At 42.1% G+C, this 15,438-nt stretch carries 13 protein-coding genes; 7 read left to right on the forward strand and 6 right to left on the reverse strand.

Features of this window, described 5'->3' with window-relative positions; translation table 11 throughout:
- Positions 1-379: 379 nt before the first annotated feature.
- On the reverse strand, positions 380-841 hold the full coding sequence (gene trmL, locus L2730_RS11585; RefSeq protein ID WP_248974742.1) for a tRNA (uridine(34)/cytosine(34)/5-carboxymethylaminomethyluridine(34)-2'-O)-methyltransferase TrmL: 462 nt from the start codon (positions 839-841) through the stop codon (positions 380-382).
- Between the two features lie 278 nt (positions 842-1,119).
- On the opposite strand from trmL, the gene L2730_RS11590 reads away from it, so the two are divergent.
- Positions 1,120-2,064: a LysR family transcriptional regulator gene (locus L2730_RS11590; protein WP_248974868.1), complete on the forward strand. Its 945-nt coding sequence runs from the start codon at positions 1,120-1,122 to the stop codon at positions 2,062-2,064.
- Between the two features lie 33 nt (positions 2,065-2,097).
- Here the strand turns inward: L2730_RS11590 and L2730_RS11595 are convergent, their stop codons facing one another.
- From L2730_RS11595 to exaC, 3 genes are all read right to left on the reverse strand, one after another.
- On the reverse strand, positions 2,098-2,973 hold the full coding sequence (locus L2730_RS11595) for a YjjW family glycine radical enzyme activase (RefSeq protein WP_248974743.1): 876 nt from the start codon (positions 2,971-2,973) through the stop codon (positions 2,098-2,100).
- 3 nt (positions 2,974-2,976) lie between these two features.
- Positions 2,977-4,530, reverse strand: a complete 1,554-nt coding sequence (locus L2730_RS11600; protein WP_248974744.1) for a YjjI family glycine radical enzyme — start codon at positions 4,528-4,530, stop codon at positions 2,977-2,979.
- 215 nt (positions 4,531-4,745) lie between these two features.
- Positions 4,746-6,266 carry an acetaldehyde dehydrogenase ExaC gene (gene exaC / locus L2730_RS11605; RefSeq protein WP_248974745.1) on the reverse strand — a complete coding sequence of 507 codons (1,521 nt, stop codon included), beginning with the start codon at positions 6,264-6,266 and terminating at the stop codon, positions 4,746-4,748.
- Between the two features lie 236 nt (positions 6,267-6,502).
- Between exaC and acuI the strand changes: the two genes are divergently transcribed.
- On the forward strand, positions 6,503-7,483 hold the full coding sequence (gene acuI, locus L2730_RS11610; RefSeq protein WP_248974746.1) for an acrylyl-CoA reductase (NADPH): 981 nt from the start codon (positions 6,503-6,505) through the stop codon (positions 7,481-7,483).
- A gap of 72 nt (positions 7,484-7,555) precedes the next feature.
- On the opposite strand, the gene L2730_RS11615 is transcribed toward acuI, so the two are convergent.
- Positions 7,556-8,488 (reverse strand): LysR family transcriptional regulator, encoded by a 933-nt coding sequence (locus L2730_RS11615; protein ID WP_248974747.1) that lies wholly within the window; start codon positions 8,486-8,488, stop codon positions 7,556-7,558.
- Between the two features lie 447 nt (positions 8,489-8,935).
- Here L2730_RS11615 and ardA point away from each other — a divergent pair, with 447 nt between their 5' ends.
- The 4 genes from ardA to L2730_RS11635 all read left to right on the forward strand — a co-directional run bounded on the left by ardA (position 8,936) and on the right by L2730_RS11635 (position 13,706).
- Positions 8,936-10,456 carry an acrylate reductase flavoprotein subunit ArdA gene (gene ardA / locus L2730_RS11620; protein ID WP_248974748.1) on the forward strand — a complete coding sequence of 507 codons (1,521 nt, stop codon included), beginning with the start codon at positions 8,936-8,938 and terminating at the stop codon, positions 10,454-10,456.
- A 28-nt stretch (positions 10,457-10,484) separates the two neighbouring features.
- Complete coding sequence (gene ardB, locus L2730_RS11625; protein WP_248974749.1) at positions 10,485-10,838, forward strand: acrylate reductase cytochrome subunit ArdB; 354 nt, start codon at positions 10,485-10,487, stop codon at positions 10,836-10,838.
- 335 nt (positions 10,839-11,173) lie between these two features.
- Positions 11,174-12,418 carry a dimethylsulfoniopropionate lyase DddY gene (dddY, locus tag L2730_RS11630; protein ID WP_248974750.1) on the forward strand — a complete coding sequence of 415 codons (1,245 nt, stop codon included), beginning with the start codon at positions 11,174-11,176 and terminating at the stop codon, positions 12,416-12,418.
- 175 nt (positions 12,419-12,593) lie between these two features.
- Positions 12,594-13,706 carry a hypothetical protein gene (locus L2730_RS11635; RefSeq protein ID WP_248974751.1) on the forward strand — a complete coding sequence of 371 codons (1,113 nt, stop codon included), beginning with the start codon at positions 12,594-12,596 and terminating at the stop codon, positions 13,704-13,706.
- A 59-nt stretch (positions 13,707-13,765) separates the two neighbouring features.
- Here L2730_RS11635 and L2730_RS11640 read toward each other — a convergent pair whose 3' ends face one another.
- Positions 13,766-14,665, reverse strand: a complete 900-nt coding sequence (locus L2730_RS11640; RefSeq protein ID WP_248974752.1) for a LysR family transcriptional regulator — start codon at positions 14,663-14,665, stop codon at positions 13,766-13,768.
- Between the two features lie 121 nt (positions 14,666-14,786).
- Between L2730_RS11640 and L2730_RS11645 the strand changes: the two genes are divergently transcribed.
- A complete protein-coding gene (locus tag L2730_RS11645; protein WP_248974753.1) occupies positions 14,787-15,434 on the forward strand; it encodes a TetR/AcrR family transcriptional regulator in 648 nt (215 codons plus the stop codon).
- Positions 15,435-15,438 lie beyond the last annotated feature (4 nt).

Consider the following 15,438-nt stretch of genomic DNA (forward strand, 5'->3'; position numbering starts at 1 on the left):
TCTGCTTTGCATTGGCTTAAAAGGGAATAACCATTTCTTTACCGATGCGCTTTGAATTGAAAAGACTGAGGGGTTCTGAACTGGCCAAATACTTAATGCAATTGGTATAAGCCCGTTGCTAACGCAACGGGCTTTTTTACGTCTGTAATTTGAGTCAATTAATTATTTAGTGATTAGCGCTTCTTATATTGTGCTTGTGATGAGAAGCTGTCTTGCAGTGTGCATAGCTAATTGTATTATGGAATCTGAGTGACTTGATGGAAAGGTACTAAGGATGGGTTATTGAGTTTGCATAAGATAAAGCCGCCAAGAGACGGCCTTAATGTAGCGGTGATTATCTTAAGTAGCTCGCTTGAAGTATAACGAGCATCTAAAAGGCTTAAACTCCAGAGTAATCTAGTTGTCGCCAAGCTTCGTAGCTGATGATCGCTACGGCGTTAGAGAGATTTAGACTGCGGCTAGTAGACATCATTGGAATTCTAAGTCGTTGCTCAGTTGGGATCGAATCTATGATATCCGCAGGTAAACCACGACTTTCTGGGCCAAAAAGTAACACATCATCCTGTTGAAAGGTTAACTCTGAATGTGGGCGGCTACCTTTAGTGGTACAAGCCATTATTCGTTTGCCTTGCATTGCTTTGAGAAACGATTCGAAATCTTTATGGTGAGTAACCTTTGCCAAGTCTGCGTAGTCTAAACCAGCACGACGTAACTTTTTATCTTCCAAGTCAAAACCTAAAGGCTCAATGAGGTGCAGCTGGCAGCCATTATTAGCGATGAGTCTTATTATATTACCGGTATTTGGTGCAATTTCCGGTTCGTAAAGTGCTATATGAAACATGCGGGCCTGCCTAAAATGTAAGAGCTGAGATCTACTCCAATCGTAAGTATTGGGCAGTAAATAAACTGAACATCTACTCACTTGATTGATACGAGAGATTAAGCGCTTTGATTTGATCATTATTCAAAGAGTAAAACATTATACGGCAAACAATGGGGTGCTGAAAATAGCGCCGTGACGTGAGTTTGCTCGTATATCCGAGTTAGCTTGATATGCACAAAACTCAATTAGGTCTATATTGCACTATATTAGAGCTCCCTCCACTAATAGGCACTATGATGGATATCGCTAAACTCTCACGGATCAGTATGAAGCATTTAATTACCTTACATGTGATGCTTGATACCCAAAGTGTAACAGCAAGTGCTAAGCGTTTATGTTTAAGCCCCTCTTCTGTAAGTAAGACGTTGAGCCAATTACGACAAAGCTTAGATGATGAACTTTTCTATCGTCACGGTAATAAGTTGGTGGCTACGCCTTTAGCACGGCGTTTAGGGCCGAATGTACATCAAATCATTCATGATATGAATCTGCTAATAACTCAAGAGGAGTTTTCTCCAGCAGATTATGAGGGGAGTTTTTCATTAGCCATGCGTGAAAGTACGTTTGAGTTAATTGCTGCCAAATTGGTGGCAGATGTACTGCAACAAGCCCCGCATATTAAGCTCGATATTCATGCTAAAGACAGTATTGGCTTCGAGGGCGTCGTAAAAGGTAGTTTAGATTTTATCCTATTACCCCATGACCGAAGCCAACCGCCAATCGCTCAGCAGGATCTGGTTTGGGAGACACTGATTAATGATGAAATGGTATGTTTGATGAACGCCGCTCATCCGCTAGCAGATAAAAGCACAATTTCCATAGATGATTACCTAGATTACAGCCATATTGGGATCAGTGATGTTGATCTCAATCGGCCTTTTTTTGAGTTGAAACTTGAACAACTAGCTCTAAATCGTGCAACTCCATTATCTGTTGCTGATTTTGGTAGTGCCGCTTTAATGTGCCATAACAGTGAGCTGTTATTTACCTGTTCACGTTACTGGGCGGACAATGCTTTGCAAGCTAAGGGATTAATCACTAAAAGGTTACCTTTCGATTATGGCGAAGTCGCCTATAGTCTGGTGTGGCACAAGCAAAGTATGAATGACCCTGCCCATCGTTGGTTCTACGAGCAACTTAAAAAGGTTACTGCAGAGCTATTTAATGACAAAGCACTCTAGTTAAAAACCTTAGCTAAAACCCTTAGATAAGTGCTACAGATAAGGGCTTGGTAGTACTATATTAATCACACCGTGTTGCGTAAGCTCTGTTGCTAGTTGTTTAATCTGTGCTTCGCTGCAAGTAGGCCAATTTAGGGCGGCTCCTGTCACGCCATGGTGCTGGAATGCATTGAGTTTGATTCGAACTTTTTTAGGTAAGGTTTTGAGATGGTTTGCCACAGCAGTAATCTCAGTGTCGAAATCGCTAATTCCAGGAATATGAAGTAAGCGTACTTCATGCAGTTTCCCCTTTGAGGCTAATAACTCTATCGCGTTAATAACTCGGTGGTTGCCTCTACCCGTAATAAAACGATGGGTATCTTGTTGCCAGGATTTTAAGTCAATCATTGCTCCATCTAAAACAGGCAGTAATTGTTTCCAACCGTTAATACTCAGGCTGCCATTGCTATCTAACATGCAGGTTAAATGTGCTAACTCATCATCCGCTTTTATAGCACTGAACAATTCGAAGATAAAAGGCAATTGAAGGCTCGCTTCGCCACCGCTTATGGTAATGCCATTAAGAAAGCGCACCTGTTGGCGGAGCTGAGTTAGCAACTGCTCTACACTATAACGTTGAGTTTTTGGACTTGACTGCTTAGGGCATGCACTTAAGCAAAGATCACACTGAATGCATAATGCTTCATTCCAGATAACCTGCGGTTTATTGTTGCTTGTTATCAAGCTTAGCGCTTGCGTTGGACAGCTTGGTAGGCAATCACCACAGTTATTACATAAATCTATTGTGTGGGGGTTGTGACAGCTTTTACAGCGGTAGTTACAGCCTTGCATAAAGATAACGAGCCTGCTGCCAGGACCGTCAACGCAAGAAAAGGGGATTATCTGGTTAACCACCGCTATATTAGTCAAAGTTTAATCCGTATAGCTTGGTGTCAATTCATGCGCTATAACTCGAGGCTGACGCAGTAATATCTTAGTATTTGCTGCAGCTTCTGCACCTAAGCCAGTCGTGTTAGTTCTGGATCCATTCTCTTTGAATTTTTCAATATCAGATAGCTTAATCATATAGCCAGTGATTCGAACCAAATCGTTTGAAGCAACATTCGCGGTAAACTCGCGGAAACCTAAGCTTAATGCCCCTTTACAGAGTTGGAACATTGCTAGCGGATTTGATTTAATTGTTTCATCAATAGTAAGAATGTCACTGATCCCAGAGGTGTAGTACTGGTGATGTTCTGCCAATGCTTGTATGTGGGCAATAGGATTGGGTTCCGTGCCATAGGGAATTCGCACCCCTGGAGTCACATCTTTATCTAGACTAATTCCGCCTTGAGAGTGCAGTAAGGCACGTTCGTTATAACCGAAATCAACAGGGGTTGATTTGATGATAGCATCAAGAGCTTTAGATATTTGATGCCCCAGCTCATTGGCTGCACGGTCGTGACCATAATACGGGCTTGGTTTTTCTGAATTTGACTCCGTTAACTCTGGATGTCCGCGCAGAATATTAACCGCTTCCGCCATACCATAAATGCCAAACATTGGGGCAAAGCGAGATTCTTCAATTAAGCCCTCTTTGACTAAAAAGCTATTGAAGAAGTTAGACTCTTGATGAAGGAATTTGCAACGAGCATTAATTAGTTCGTAAGTTAACTGACAGTAGTGTGGCAGGGTATTTTCGAAAAAGTCAGCAATGTCAGCAGCTTTTAATGCAACCGCTTTGAGGTTAAGTCTAACTAAAGTATTCGAGCCGCCAGCAAGTGGTAAAGAGTTATAGCAGCTAACGATACCAAAGCCCTTTTTATCGTAAGCCTTAGCATGCATAGGGAAGTTGGCAATATGCGGTTTACTACATTCGCAAATATTAGATGCTGCTATCTGTAGTAATTCGTCGGGTGTTACTTGTGGGTCGTACATAAATGTCAGATTGGGAGCAATTTGCTTCAGATCTGCATCAATTCTTAAAATTGTGCGGCAGACGATGTTATCGGTCGGTCCGATATTAACGTGCATAAAAGCATCTGGAAGGGTGCGATCTAGCATGATCCAGAAAAGCTTTAGCTTACGGTATAGGCTTTCCGTATCAAGACCCTGACAGAAAGGCAGTAAAACTTCATCGAGTTGACCTAGGTAAACCGGAATATTGGTTACTGATGGGACGTGATGGTAAATGATGGCTAATGAATTAAGTGCCTCATCTAGGTCTTTCGCTGGGCTTAGTTCTAAGTACTCAGAGCCCTGATGTAGGTATTTTGCATAGTCAGGCAAAACATATCTAGGTTTAAATGGGGCATGGCCTTCAAACATATCACCGATAATACCTGAGTCCATAGCTTGTCTAACAGGTTCCGACACCTCAACATATGGCAAGCTTGAATCCGCTTCTAGCGCTAAAAAATTAGACTTCTGCTTGGGGGAAAGTGTTACGTCGCGAGTAATTTGACTGAGGCGTGTTAGTAAGGTCATGGCGTAATATCCACTAATATTATATGGATAATATTTTAAAGTAAGCTTCTAGATTCCTATAGTGAAAAGCCAGCAAGATGGTTTTTCTTGAATGGAAACTCGGTAGCGGAGATCGCAAGCTTTCAGAAAGTTAAAGCCAAATATAGTGCAGTAAACAGTGACTATATTTGGCTTTGTATCTGAGCAGGCTATATTTTTATGATTATTGATCGTTTTTAAAAGAAGCCAAGTGGATTCGCATCGTAACTAACAAGTAAGTTCTTGGTGTTTTGATAGTGGTCGAGCATCATCTTATGGGTTTCACGGCCAATACCAGATTTTTTATAACCGCCAAATGCCGCATGGGCAGGGTAGGCATGGTAGCAGTTTATCCATACCCGGCCTGCTTGAATACCGCGACCCATTCTTTGAGCGGTATTCATGTCGCGCGTCCATACTCCGGCACCTAAGCCGTATTCGGTATCATTGGCAATAGCCAGTGCTTCGGCTTCATCTTTAAAGGTGGTGACTGAGATAACAGGGCCAAATATCTCCTCTTGAAAGACCCGCATGTCATTAGTGCCTTTTAAGATCGTTGGGCGAATGTAGAAGCCCTCACCATGTTCACCTTCAAGCTGGCAAGAGTCTCCACCTACGAGTACTTCCGCGCCTTCATTTTTACCGATTTGTAGGTAACTCAGAATTTTATCAAATTGTTCTTGAGAGGCTTGAGCACCCACCTGAGTTTCGGTATCGAGTGGGTTGCTCTGCTTTATGGTTTTACTACGCTCAATGACTTTGGCAATAAACTTGTCGTAGATAGATTCTTGGATCAATACTCGAGATGGACAGGTACACACTTCCCCTTGATTGAAGAAAGCCAGTAACATGCCTTCCACTGCTTTATCGAGATATTCATCTTCATGAGCCATCACGTCGGCAAAATAGACATTAGGAGACTTACCGCCTAACTCTACGGTGGAGGGGATTAAAGATTCTGCGGCACATTTTAAAATATGATGACCGATTTCTGTGGAGCCAGTAAATGCCAGTTTGGCGATTCGAGTGCTTGTAGCTAATGCCTGACCGGCTTCATTACCAAAGCCGTTAACGACATTGAGAATGCCTTTAGGGAGCAGATCTTCAATAAGCTCAAGCATGACTAGAATCGAAGCAGGGGTTTGTTCTGCGGGTTTTAATACGACGCAATTGCCCGCTGCGAGTGCAGGTGCGATCTTCCATGCTGCCATTAATATAGGGAAATTCCATGGAATGATTTGTCCGACGACTCCTAAAGGCTCTGGGAAGTGATAACTAACGGTATTGGCATCAATATCTGCTGCGCTACCCTCTTGAGCACGAATACAACCTGCGAAGTAACGAAAGTGATCAACAACTAACGGTAGATCAGCAGCTAATGTTTCTCGCACAGCTTTGCCGTTATCCCATGTTTCAGCGATAGCGAGTGCTTCAATATTCTGCTCAATACGATCTGCAATTCGGAGTAAAATATTGGAGCGTTCGGTGACCGACGTTTTGCCCCAACTATCTTTAGCTTGATGGGCGGCATCAAGTGCAAGCCCAATATCACTGGCATCAGAGCGTGGGATCTGGCAAAAAACTTGCCCATCAACAGGGGAAGGATTATCAAAGTAGCGTCCATTGACAGGCTTAACCCACTCACCACCAATAAAATTTTGGTACTGTGATTTGAAATTAATCACAGCATCGGCTGTTCCTGGTTTGCTATAAATCATACTGTTATTCCTTGTACGTTTTTTATGCGACAACTCAGTGTAGCCCCAAAGTAATCGTCAAGGTATAGGAATAAAGTCGAGTAGTTTGTTATGAGTGGAATTGGCTATATTAAGACTCGGTAGACTAATTTATCGCAATTTATGCGCGCAGCGCATTGCTTCTATGCAAAATATGCACTTCAGTCATAGTTGTTTATAGCCTATGCTCTCTCTATCAGTCTAAATAGGAACTCGTCATGTTTAATGCACTTGTATTAACCCAAGAAGAAAAGCTTACTTACGCTAACGTTCGTCAAATGTCTGAGGCTGAACTGCCTGAAGGTGATGTATTAGTTGAAGTTGCATGTTCTTCTTTGAATTACAAAGATGGCTTGGCCGTTACTGGGGTAGGACGGATTATCCGTAATTTTCCTATGGTGCCAGGTATCGATTTTGCTGGAACAGTAATCGAATCAAGCGATGAGCGTTATAAGACGGGTGATAAAGTTATTTTAACTGGCTGGGGCGTCGGTGAAAATCACTGGGGTGGCTTAGCTGAAAAAGCGCGGGTTAAAGCAGACTGGTTAGTACCAATGCCTGAAAATTGCGACGCAGCTAAAGCGATGCAAATTGGCACAGCAGGTTTGACTGCCATGTTATGTGTTCAGGCATTACAGCAAGCAGGAATTAAGCCTAGCGATGGCGATGTTCTGGTGACGGGCGCCAGCGGTGGCGTTGGTAGTGTTGCGGTAACCTTGCTAGCGCAGTTAGGTTATCGCGTGGTGGCAAGCTCTGGTCGTGTTGAGCAGAACGGACCGCTATTGAGTAAGCTAGGTGCAAGTGAAGTTATAGAGCGTAGTGAGCTTGAGGTCGATGCTAGACCGCTGGAAAAGCAGCGCTGGGCGGGTGTGGTTGATACTGTAGGTAATAAGGTATTAGCAACCGCATTAGCACAGATGCAGTACGGCGGCGCAGCAGCAATTTGTGGTTTAGCGGGCGGCTTTGCATTGCCAACGACCGTGATGCCGTTCATCTTACGCGGTGTAAACCTGCTGGGTGTGGACTCAGTATCATGCCCATTCGATAAGCGCCAAGCAGCTTGGCAAGATGTGCTTAAATTACTGCCAGCAAGTTACTATCAAGATGCTTGCGAGGCTATTACACTTGAGCAAGTACCTGAGTTTGCACAACGTATTATTAAAGGCCAAGTTACTGGTCGAGTGCTAGTTCAGCTTTAAGCTAAAGATATATTAAAGCCCAGCTTATTAGTTGGGCTTTTTTGTGGCTTCATTCCAGCAGATTTATCTTCACTATAAATTCTGTGGACTTTGGGCTAACAATTTTTGTGTGGCAGTGCTTACTTCTTCACGTAACCACTTTTGTGCTTTGTCTTGCTCGCAGCGAGAATGCCAAAAAAGTTTGTAATCTAAGCTGGGTAATTTAAAGGGTAGCGGTTTGACTTTAAGTCTATGGCGTTGGGCTACTATTTCCGCCATTCCTTCTGGTAGGGTAATGATAATAGGGTGAATCGATTGCAGGGCGAGCGCGGTGTCAATATGTGGCGTTCTAAGTAACTCCGTACGTGCAGGGTAGTGGCTAATCGCATCATCGAGTAGTGCTTTGACTCCATCACTGATGGCTATCGTTGCATGAGGGTAGTTGAGATAATCTTCTAAGCTTATATCGTTATTCGCAAGAGGATGGTTGGGTGAGAGCAAGCAGCTAACGCCTACTTTACCTAAAAATGTATGTTGTAAATTGGCTGTTTGCCCTATAGCACGACATATCGCCATATCAGCCCCTTTGACACTGAGCTGCGCCTGTAACTCAGTGTGTTGCACTGGTAAAATCTCAAGCCTGATATTAGGGGCTTGCTGATAAATATTGGGTAAGATGAAGGGCACTAATGCCTGCATCGCATAATCGGTTACCGCAATAGAGAACTGTTGCTGACACTCATTTGGCACGAATGCTTTCGGCGTTAATAAATTAATGAGTTGCCCAGTTGGCTGCTGTAGCTGTTGGTAACAGTCGAGCGCAAACTGTGTTGGTACGAGTTGTTGCCCGACCCGAGAAAATAGCGGGTCGTTGAGCATCTCGCGCAACCTAGCCAGAATACGGCTCGTGGCTGATTGACTAAGGTGCAACCTTTTAGCCGCTTGAGTGACACTGCGTTCTTCTACCAAAATTTGTAACGCTATCAGTAGGCTCAGATCTTGGCGGTAGATCTCTTCTAATTCCATTGGATTCCTTAGCTTATCGTGCGCTCCGCAGTCGCTTCTCTGCTTGGCAAGCTTAATGATGGCATGAAAGTGTATTTCTCGGAACTATTGCTTACATTCCGACATTCTTCTCCTGCTGGATTTTACGATTTATTAACCATTGAAACCCCATTGGCTTATTAAGATTACTTTTGTTTGTTTTTGGTGGCTATAAAAGTAAAGTTAAGATTGGTGGAATCGCTAAATTAGCGTTGTAATGGTACTTGCAGGCAACTTGTTGCTACGGCGCATTGTTTGGAATAGATTCCAAAATACTCCTAAAGTAGTAAAAACCTTGAACATTAGACCTAGCTTTGAATTCTCAGATGTTATTTTATTGTTTTAAATAATCCGCCGTTTTACTCCCGTTTTGGAACTGGTTCCAGTCCTATTATGTTCCTGTCGATTAAAACTAAAAGGTGATGACAGATGAGCAATAACAATCTGCTGGGACGCCGTAATTTCATTAAAGGAATGGGAGCAGCTGCGGGTGTCGCAATGGCTGCACCAGCAATGGCTATTTCTGAGAAAGCGGATGGTGTTAAGTGGGATAAAGAAGTTGAAGTCCTAATTATTGGTTCGGGTTTTGCGGGACTTGCGGCAGCAATTGAAGCTACGCGTAAAGGTGCAAAAGACGTTCATATTTTCGAAAAGATGTCCTACTTCGGCGGTAACTCTGCGATTAACGGCGGTTTATTCGCTGCGCCAGGTACACCTATGCAGAAGCAGGAAGGTGTTAAAGATTCAGTTGATCGTATGGTTAATGATCAGCTTAAATCTGGCCGTGGTATCGCCGATGAAGCGCTACTACGTCATGTTGCAGAACATGCTGTTGAAGCATTGCAAATGACACTAGATGCAGGTTCTGAATACCATCCGTACCTACAACAGCTTGGTGGTCACTCGGTCGCTCGTACTTATCAGACTACCGTTAGTTGTGGTGCTGGTATTACTCAACCATTGCTTAATGAATGCCGTAAGCTTGGTGTGCATACTCATAACCGCGCTAAGTTTGAAGGTTTCTTAGTGGGTAAACAAGGTGAAATCGTTGGCGTTAAAATGCGCGAAAACTATCACTTTGGTGAAGATCAGCCTGGTAAAGTTAGCAATATCCGCGCAAAACGTGGCGTGATCATGGCTACTGGTGGCTTTGCGCAAAACGTCGATTTACGTATGGCGCAAGATCCAACACTTACTTCAGAAGTGGGTTGTACCAATGCACCAGGCGCTACGGGTGAAGGTATGTACGAGATGTTCCGTCTAGGTGCTATCCCTGTTCATTTAGCACACATCCAATCTGGCCCATGGGCATCACCAGATGAAGGTGGTTTTGGCTATGTATCTAACTACTCAATCTACAATTTCCCTCATTCAATGGCTGTTAACCGTCTAACGGGTAAGCGTTTTATGAATGAAATTGCTGACCGTAAGACTCGTGCTGATGCTGAACTAGCTTGCCGTGATGAGAAAGGTGAAGCACTTCCTCCAATTTTGATCACTAGCTATAAGGATTCTAAAAAGCATCCAAATACTAAGAAAGTGATTAAGTACAACGTAGGTTGGAAGTTCGATACGGTTGAAGAATTGGCTAAGCATTTTGATGTGCCACTTAAGCCACTTAAAGCACAAATTGCTGAGTACAATGAGTACGTTAAATCAGGTGAAGATAAGCAATTTGGCAAGAACATGACAAAAGCCAAAGACAAGTTTATTCAAGCGCCATTTACCGTGGTCCGCTTGTGGCCAAAAGTTCACTACTGCCAAGGTGGTGTACAGATCAATACTGACGCAGCAGTAAAAGATAGCTTTACTGGTCAATCAATTCCAGGTTTGTACGCAGCAGGTGAAGTGTGTGGTGGTATTCACGGTGTGAGTCGCTTAGGTAGTTGCTCAATTCCTGAATGCATGGTGATGGGTATGACAGCTGCTCGCAGTGTCATGAAAGCCTAATTTTGCCAGATAATAAGAGGAATGAGTGATGATTAAATTAAAAGCGGTGTTGGCACTAACCTTAGGTTGCCTATTAAGCTTATCGGTACAAGCTGTTGAAATACGTGACCACCATAAGGAAGTGATTGGTAAAGACTGTAAGACATGTCATGACAATGGCATCAAGCAGTTCCCATCAGACCAAGCCTGTTTGCAGTGTCATGATGTTGATGACTTAGCTGAGCAAACTGCACGTAGTGAAGAAGATAAGTGGCAAAACCCACATAATAACCTTCACTACGGTAAAGAGTTACCTTGTCAAGAATGCCATGGTGAACATACTCCAAAGCAACCACTTTGTAGTAACTGCCATACATTCAAATTTGATAAGTTTAAAGAGTAATAATTAGCTTTACTTTGAGTTAAGTTCCATCTCAATTGTCCTAAAAAATTAGGTAGTGGCTATAACTGTTATTAGTTATAGCCATTTTTATTTAAATTTAAAAATTCCCTGCAAAGAATTTTATTCGGCCTCTATTAGAGGTCTTTTTTGTTTTTATATTTTTCAGTTCTCTTTTTTAGTTGTAGCTTTATAATTCGCTAGTAATATTGTTAACTCTTTTATGTGGTTATTTAATTTTTGTTTTTTATTTAAAGTTGGGTTGTTACCAATTTTTGGAATCAGTTCCACATGTATTATTCCTGATGTAAATAATTATAAATAAACAGGTGTGATGTATGAAGATTAAAATATTATTAGGAGCTCTATTATTATCTAATGGTGCTATTGCTGCAGATATTCCTGACTTTCTAGATGCCAAAGAAGTGAAGTCTGCTGAATTTGTTTGTTTGGGGGAACAACCAAGTTATTCAGCTAAAGATCAAAAGTACATTGATATTTTATGGAATGAAACATTAAGCTACTTAGAAGCTTATGCGGTGGCGTTGACCAATGACCAATCGAGTGGTTGTTTAAATTCAGACTCAGCCTTGATTGATTCAACCGAAGGTGGCCAGAGCATGTGCGTCATGGATAGACGCGATATGCAGCTCATGGTCAAGAATATCTATCAAGTATTGAATAATAAAGATGAAGCTAAAAAATGTTTTGGTGCCAGAGAAGAGGTTAGTTGGATCTACAATCCAGGCGGAGAGTTAACTAAAAACTCACCGGTTGCGCAGCATTTTAAGCGTACGACATTTAAAGAGTTTTTTGATAAGAAAGTCACCGACAAAGACGTTAAAAAGTATGGTGAGCAATTCACCAAAAACTTCTACAAAATGGTGACAGGTGATGAAGTTAAAATGCCTGCCGTATTCCCTTATGACATTAGCGCTAATGCATTGCCAAACCTATGGGCAGCTGCGGGTTGGTTCCCTATGTATGCTGAAGAAAGTAAGCGTAATGACAAGAACTTTAATAACATTCGTGGCGGTTACGCCTACGCAGAAATTTTTGGTCACTGGGGCTTGTTGCGTATTGACGAAATCAATGGTGAAAAGGTCGGTGCTGAAGTGGGTATGACAGTGCAGTCAGTTGATACTCTTTATCCGTTCCATAACCATGCTATTTCTGAAATGTACTACAACATGCGTGTTCCTGCATGTACCAATCAGTTTAAAACAATGGCTGTGCGTGAAGACTCACCATTAGTTAAGACGGTTAAAGAAGACGATAGTATGCGTCGCGTACAGTTCGATGAAGGTCAACATAACTCGCAAACGATGTGGTTATCAGCAAGTGCAGAACAAGATCCACTCATGTACTTCCATCAAAATACTATTCACGCTTTTGACATCGACGGCAGTTGTGAAGCCAAGCCTGAAGAGCGGGCAATTGTGTCTGTATGGGCTCGAAGTAATGCTCATGACAAGCGTAATGACTATGGTACGACTCTACTTTGTGAATCAGCTGCAAACCCAGGAACACCTGCTAAACGTGGTGAAGTTATTCAGTGTGATTTAACTAAGTTGAAGTGGTAAATATATTTTAGGTATTAGTGGCAGGAGCTCCCCTTGCTGCTAACGCCAAGGAATATTGTGTAAATTAGATAATAAAAAATAACAAATACATCCACCACATTTATTTTAAAGGTTTTTATTAACATAAAAAATGACTTTAAATGTTTTTGTGATGGAAAGGATTCGATTAGAGGTAATGATGAAAAACAAAATTATAAGCTTAGCTGTGGCTGGAGTACTATTTCCTATGCTTTTTACTCCGGCAGTCGCTGACGATTTAAAAATTGGTGGTTCTGTAAGAGCTAATTATAGTTATAGCGATTATTCTGAATCGTCAAAAGATAAAGCTGGTGACTTCGATTTTAATTTGGTTTCTATTACTTTTGCTGATAAATGGAATGATATTGGTGTTGCAGCAGAATATCGTTTTTACCAAGGCTATGACTTTTTAAAGTATGGTTATGCCTATTGGGATATTAATGAAGATCTTACCGTTAGCGGTGGTGTAATAAGTAAGCCTTTTGGTAATAAAGGTTATGCATCACATAACTGGTGGTATAGCTTAAACTACTATCTAGGTTTTGAAGATGATTATGGTGTCGGTGTTGGCGCTAAATATGAAAGTGGCGTTTCACTAACGGAAGTCGCATTTATTAAAAATGCGGTATACGGTAGTAGTGATCATCGAGATTTTGCTGGTACGGTTGCTAAAGGCACCATCGGTGATATTGACTACAATAACGAAGAAACTAACACCATCGCAGGTCGTCAGAGTTTCACCTTAAACAGTGGAGATTTAACCACGGTTATTGGTGCATCGGTTGAGTATGGTCAGCTATACAATACCGAATTTGGCGAAAACGGTGACACCCTTAATTATGCCGTGCATCTGGATATGAATTACGATGGTTGGGGTTTTCAGGCACAATATTTAGCTTATGACTATGACCAATATGATGATGGTCGTATCGATCCAAATAAGATTGGTATGGGTATGTTAGATAGTTTCTTTGAAGTAGCCAGTAAAGGTAATATCTACACGGCTAACCTATCAAAGAGCATCGCCACATCTTGGGGTAGCTATACTATCTACAATGATTTCAGCATGGTTCAGCCAGATTTTGATGAATATGATGACTCTATACTGAATACCACCGGTGTTTCATTAAGCTATGGACCAGTATTCGTCTACGTTGATTATTACGCAGCAAAAAATGTGCTTTGGCTAGGTGGCAACAGCCTTGGGTTGACCCAAGCTAATGATGATTGGGATCATCGCTTCAACGTTAACTTTGCTTACTACTTCTAGACAAGCCTGTTAAACAAAAATGCCAACGTTATCGTTGGCATTTTTATGTTTAGACAACTTTATTGGTAATCTGAATCCACTTCTTTAGTAGGTGATACTTCGCCCAATTCAGTCACGTTGGCTTTAATCAGGTTAATGAGCTGGTGGGTCGCATCAGTTTGTGTTTCTGGATTGAGGTACAGCGACTCATTAAATACTGGTAACGGTGGAATGTTATGCTCGACTGGATCGAGGATCTGCATCTTGTCGTTAATACGAAATTCGGCAATGGGCGAGATAACAATATCATTCTCTACTGCTAAGCACATGGCTGCAGGTGAGGGTGTCGATAGCAGTACGCTCATTGGTCGCATCGATATTTGATGATTAGCAAATACTTGCGCTCGAATAGGGCAGTTTTCTGGGTAAAGTGCAACAGGCACCGTTTCACGTTTATGGGCGGCTCCTCCTTTAGCGGCTACCCAATGGAATCGGCGTTCAAACAACAATTCGCCATGACCCGCCGCAGGCGCTTGCCAATGCGTGGCCACAATGACATCGAATTCGCCGTTATGTAAGCGTTTATAAAGATTACCGCTTACATCGGTATCAATGACTAACTCAATACAGGTAAATTCGCGAATAAACTCAAGTAAGCAGCTACCTAGATATCGATTGATGTAATCTGTCGGTACTCCGAGTCGTATGACTTCACGGTTTTGACATTCTTTAAGCTCGTCAAGTGCTTGAGAACTAAGCTGCATCATCTTGTATGCATAGTTAAGCAGCGTCTTTCCTGACTCAGTTAAGCTGACTCCCTTATTGTCTCTTAACAATAAAGGTTGGCCGACACTCTCTTCCAACTTTTTGATTTGCAAGCTAATCGTTGACTGTGTTCGGCATAGTTTGTCCGCCGCTTTGGATAAGTTTCCACATTCAACTACTGCAATGAAGCTTTCTAATAGTTCAATTTTAAGCATGGGCTATTGAGTTTATTCATGATGGTATCAGTATTACTCAATAACCCTATAGCTCCTAGGCTGCTAATGTATGAATGTGAAGTTAAATTGAGTTTATTGTTAGATTTGTGAAGAGGTCGACATGAGTAATTGGCAGCAGCGAGAGAGCTATTTGACTGACGTGGCAGAGCGATGTTTACGTGGCCATAAAAGTTTTGATTTGCGCCGGTCTCATTTGGTTGAAGCCAGTCAAATTTCTAAAGGGACTATCTATAATCATTTCCCGAGTGAAGCAGATTTGGTGGTTGCAGTGGCGACGGCACATTTTAAGCACCGATTAGAAAGAGCGGCGATTGATAGCGAGCTTTATCCGGATTATCTCAAATGTTTTCTAATGCACCACTGTTGGTCAATTCGTGACGATCTTTTACATGATCGTTTCATCATCGCTCGAGTGATGCCTAATTCTGAGTTACTAGCACAAGCGACGGATGATAACCGCTATGCTTTTGAACAGGTTTATACTGAATACATTGAATGGAATCGTTATCTGGTTGAGTCTATGGGGGTTGTGGAAGGTTTCAACAGGGCCGAGTTGGTGGCTAACTACTTGCGCGGAGCCCAGATAAACTGTAACGACGCAGATAAGCAATATAACGATCCAAATCTCTACTATCAATTTAGTTATGCGTTGGCGCAGTTACTTGGACATTCAAATAAACGCCTACCAACGTTAAATTACTATATCAATTGGCTTGCAGAGCTCGACACAACGGCAAGCGCTGCTTAGCCAA

The sequence above is a fragment of the Shewanella kaireitica genome (assembly GCF_023284045.1).
GTDB classification, from domain to species: domain Bacteria; phylum Pseudomonadota; class Gammaproteobacteria; order Enterobacterales; family Shewanellaceae; genus Shewanella; species Shewanella kaireitica.

Excerpts from the sequence above, each read along its gene's own strand:
- L2730_RS11635 (WP_248974751.1), top strand. The coding sequence starts at position 12,594 with ATGATGAAAAACAAAATTATAAGCTTAGCTGTGGCTGGAGTACTATTT.
- ardA (WP_248974748.1), top strand. The coding sequence starts at position 8,936 with ATGAGCAATAACAATCTGCTGGGACGCCGTAATTTCATTAAAGGAATG.
- L2730_RS11615 (WP_248974747.1), bottom strand. The coding sequence starts at position 8,488 with ATGGAATTAGAAGAGATCTACCGCCAAGATCTGAGCCTACTGATAGCG.
- acuI (WP_248974746.1), top strand. The coding sequence starts at position 6,503 with ATGTTTAATGCACTTGTATTAACCCAAGAAGAAAAGCTTACTTACGCT.
- dddY (WP_248974750.1), top strand. The coding sequence starts at position 11,174 with ATGAAGATTAAAATATTATTAGGAGCTCTATTATTATCTAATGGTGCT.
- trmL (WP_248974742.1), bottom strand. The coding sequence starts at position 841 with ATGTTTCATATAGCACTTTACGAACCGGAAATTGCACCAAATACCGGT.
- L2730_RS11645 (WP_248974753.1), top strand. The coding sequence starts at position 14,787 with ATGAGTAATTGGCAGCAGCGAGAGAGCTATTTGACTGACGTGGCAGAG.
- L2730_RS11600 (WP_248974744.1), bottom strand. The coding sequence starts at position 4,530 with ATGACCTTACTAACACGCCTCAGTCAAATTACTCGCGACGTAACACTT.
- ardB (WP_248974749.1), top strand. The coding sequence starts at position 10,485 with ATGATTAAATTAAAAGCGGTGTTGGCACTAACCTTAGGTTGCCTATTA.
- L2730_RS11590 (WP_248974868.1), top strand. The coding sequence starts at position 1,120 with ATGGATATCGCTAAACTCTCACGGATCAGTATGAAGCATTTAATTACC.
- exaC (WP_248974745.1), bottom strand. The coding sequence starts at position 6,266 with ATGATTTATAGCAAACCAGGAACAGCCGATGCTGTGATTAATTTCAAA.
- L2730_RS11640 (WP_248974752.1), bottom strand. The coding sequence starts at position 14,665 with ATGCTTAAAATTGAACTATTAGAAAGCTTCATTGCAGTAGTTGAATGT.